This window comes from Micromonospora endophytica, from assembly GCF_003236305.1.
Classification (GTDB): Bacteria; Actinomycetota; Actinomycetes; order Mycobacteriales; family Micromonosporaceae; genus Micromonospora; species Micromonospora endophytica.
Window position 1 is genome coordinate 1 of record NZ_POTX01000405.1, and the last position, 3,246, is coordinate 3,246.

Below are 3,246 nucleotides of genomic sequence, written 5' to 3' on the forward strand. Positions count from 1 at the left end.
GTTCTCTCTCCCCCGGCGCCCCGTCCCGCCCGGGGCCAAGCGGCGAGGGGTGCTGGGCCCAGTGGGGGAGGCCGGACGCGGTGCGCGTCGTCTCACTGGACGGTCGGGGGGTTGACCCGGGGCCCACCCGTGCCGCATTGTCGACCAAGTCGATAGGAGATGCCGAAAAGTTGGGAGGCGTCCGTGCGCAAGCTTCTGGTCATCGCACTGGTCGGGCTCGCCGCGCAGATGGTCGACGGCGCGCTCGGGATGGCGTACGGATTGACCTCCACCACGCTGCTGCTCCTGGCCGGCGTCGCACCGGCCGCCGCGTCCGCGTCGGTGCACCTGGCCGAGATCGGCACCACGCTCGCGGCGGGCGCGGCCCACTGGCGGTTCGGCAATGTCGACTGGCGGGTGGTGCGCCGGATCGCGGTGCCCGGTGCGATCGGCGCCTTCGCCGGAGCCACCTTCCTCAGCACCCTCTCCACCGAGGCGGCCGCACCGTGGATGGCCGCGATCCTGTTCACCCTCGGGGCGTACCTGCTCGTCCGCTTCTCCCGGCCGTTGCGCCGCAACCCGGCGGCCGGCCAGCTCCGCGGACGCTTCCTCAGCCCGCTCGGGCTGGTCGCCGGCTTCGTCGACGCCACCGGCGGCGGGGGCTGGGGACCGGTCGCCACCCCGGCCCTGCTGGTCAGCGGGCGGATGGAGCCGCGCAAGGTGATCGGATCGGTGGACACCTCCGAGTTCGTGGTCGCCAGCGCGGCCAGCCTCGGTTTCGTGATCGGCCTGGGCACCGAGGGCTTCCTGCTGCCGATCGTGCTCGCCCTGCTCGCCGGCGGCCTGATCGCCGCCCCGATCGCGGCCTGGCTGGTCCGGATCGTCCCGGCCCAACTGCTCGGCGCGGCGGTCGGCGGTGTGATCGTGCTGACCAACGCCCGGATCCTGATGCGCGCCGCCGACCTGGACGGCACCCTGCCGGTGCTTGTCTACCTGCTGCTGGCGGCGGGTTGGGTCGCCGCGCTGGTGCTGGCGGTCCGGATCCTGCGCCGCACCCGCCGCGAGCGCGCACTCGTCGCGGCGATCCGACCGGACGGGCCAGCCGGACCGGATGGGCCGGACGGTGCCGAAGCCGAGGCCGACCCGGCCCGGACCCGCGCGTTCTCCGGCGCCGACCGCTGACCCGACTCACCCGGCCGACCCGAGCCCTGGCGCTGACCCGGACTCAGCCGGGCGGCACGAGCCCTGCCGCCGCCCCGGAGATGATGTCCCACGCCTCGTCCACGTGGACTTCGGTGCTCTGCGGCGCGCCGACAGCGAGGCGCAGCGTGTGCCGACCGGTCACCCGGGTGTGCGTCAGCAACACCCGCCGGGTGCCGCTCACCGCCGCCAGCAACTGCTCGTTCGCCTCGTCGGGGCCGCGCAGCCGGAAACACACGAGCCCGTACGGGTGCGGGGCGACCAGTTCGAAACGGTCGTCGGCGCGTACCCGGTCGGCGAAGCGGGCGGCCAGCGTCACGCCCCGACGGATGTGTTCGCGCAGCCCCTCGACGCCGTACCAGCGCAGCACGAACCACAGCTTGAGAGCACGGAACCGCCGACCCAGCGGCACCTGCCAGTCCCGGTAGTCGATCACCGCGCCGGACTCGGTGGCCGCGTTGCGCAGGTACTCCGGCAGGACGGTGAGCGCCTCGACCAACTCGCCCGCGTCGGCGACCCAGAAGGCGTCGCAGTCGAAGCCGGTGAGCAACCACTTGTGCGGGTCGAAACAGTAGGAGTCGGCGTACTCCAGGCCGGCGTGGCCGAACCGCAGCTCCGGGCAGATCGCCGCCGCGCCCGCGTACGCGGCGTCGACGTGCAGGAACACCCCGTACTCGGCGCACACCGGTCCGATCTGCGGCAGCGGGTCGATAGCCGTGGTGGAGGTGGTGCCCACTGTCGCCACCACGAGCGCCGGCACCACACCGGCCGCCCGGTCCGCCTCGATCGCGGCGCGCAGCGCCGGCACCGACATGGCCCGGCTCTGCGGGTCCACCTCGATCAGCCGGACCCCGTCGCGGCCCAACCCGGCGATCCGGGCGGCCTTCTCGATCGACGAGTGCGCCTCGGTGGAGGCGTACACCCGGTAGCGGCCCTCGACGCCCACCTCCCGCCACCGTCCGCCCGCGGCCCGGTGCAGGGCTACCAGGGTGGCCACCAGCGTGGCCGAGGAGGCGGAGTCCTGGATGACCCCGCCGCCGGGGCCGGCGGAGCGGAACTTCTCCGGCAGGTCCAGCGCTTGGGCCAGCCAGTCGAGCAGCACCGTCTCCAACTCGGTGCAGGCTGGTCCGGTGGCCCAGAGCATGCCCTGTACGCCCAGCCCGGCGCTGACCAGGTCACCGAGCACGCTGGGGCCGGAGGTGTTGGCCGGGAAGTAGCCGAAGAAGCCGGGGTGCTGCCAGTGGGTGAGCCCGGGCGCGATCAGCTTGTCCAGGTCGGCGAGGACCGCCTCGACCGACTCGCCCCGCTCCGGCGGCCCGGCCGGCAATCCGGCCGCCAGCGTGCCGGGCGGGTCCTGGGAGGTGACCGGACGCTGGGGGAGCGTGGCCCAGTAGTCGGCGATCCAGTCGACCACCGCGTACCCGGCCTGCCGAAACTCCTCTGGGGTCATGTGTGCAGCCACCCGGCGAGTCGATCAAAGGACCGGCCTCGGGGCAAGCGCGCCGGAGCGATTGTGTGCAGAAAGCGCTTGCCATAGCATCGCAGGTGCGCGGGATCGCAATCATGGGCATCGATCGACCGTGGCGGACCCATCGGCCGCCGCGTATCCGACCTCCACCGGAGGAACCATGCTTCGTGCCGCCCCCCGCGCGGTCCTGCTCGCCGCGGCGACCGCCACCGCTGTCGCTGCCGCCGGCGCGCTGACCACCCTGACTGCCTCGGCCGCCGCCGCTGGCTGCCGCGTCGACTACCGCGTCACCAACCAGTGGACCGGCGGCTTCGGCGCCGACGTCACCGTCACCAACCTCGGCGACCCGGTCAACGGCTGGACCCTGACCTGGTCCTACGCCGCCGGGCAGCAGGTCACCCAGGCCTGGAACGCCACAGTCACCCAGTCCGGCACCCAGGTGACCGCCCGCAACGTCGACCACAACGCCACCATCGGCACCAACGCCAGCGCCAACTTCGGCTTCAACGGCTCATGGACCGGCAGCAACCCGGTGCCGACCAGCTTCGCGCTGAACGGCACCACCTGCACCGGCGCCACCACCCCGAACACCCCACCCC

Annotated in this window: 3 protein-coding genes; 2 read left to right on the forward strand and 1 reads right to left on the reverse strand. The window is 73.4% G+C overall.

The window, feature by feature from the left end; genetic code table 11:
• Positions 1-183 precede the first annotated feature (183 nt).
• Positions 184-1,161, forward strand: a complete 978-nt coding sequence (locus tag C1I93_RS29795) for a sulfite exporter TauE/SafE family protein (protein ID WP_223256733.1) — start codon at positions 184-186, stop codon at positions 1,159-1,161.
• Between the two features lie 43 nt (positions 1,162-1,204).
• Here C1I93_RS29795 and C1I93_RS29800 read toward each other — a convergent pair whose 3' ends face one another.
• Complete coding sequence (locus tag C1I93_RS29800) at positions 1,205-2,641, reverse strand: pyridoxal-dependent decarboxylase (RefSeq protein WP_223256734.1); 1,437 nt, start codon at positions 2,639-2,641, stop codon at positions 1,205-1,207.
• A 166-nt stretch (positions 2,642-2,807) separates the two neighbouring features.
• Here C1I93_RS29800 and C1I93_RS29805 point away from each other — a divergent pair.
• The coding region (locus C1I93_RS29805) for a cellulose-binding domain-containing protein (protein WP_181445382.1) at positions 2,808-3,246 on the forward strand (439 nt) is incomplete at its 3' end.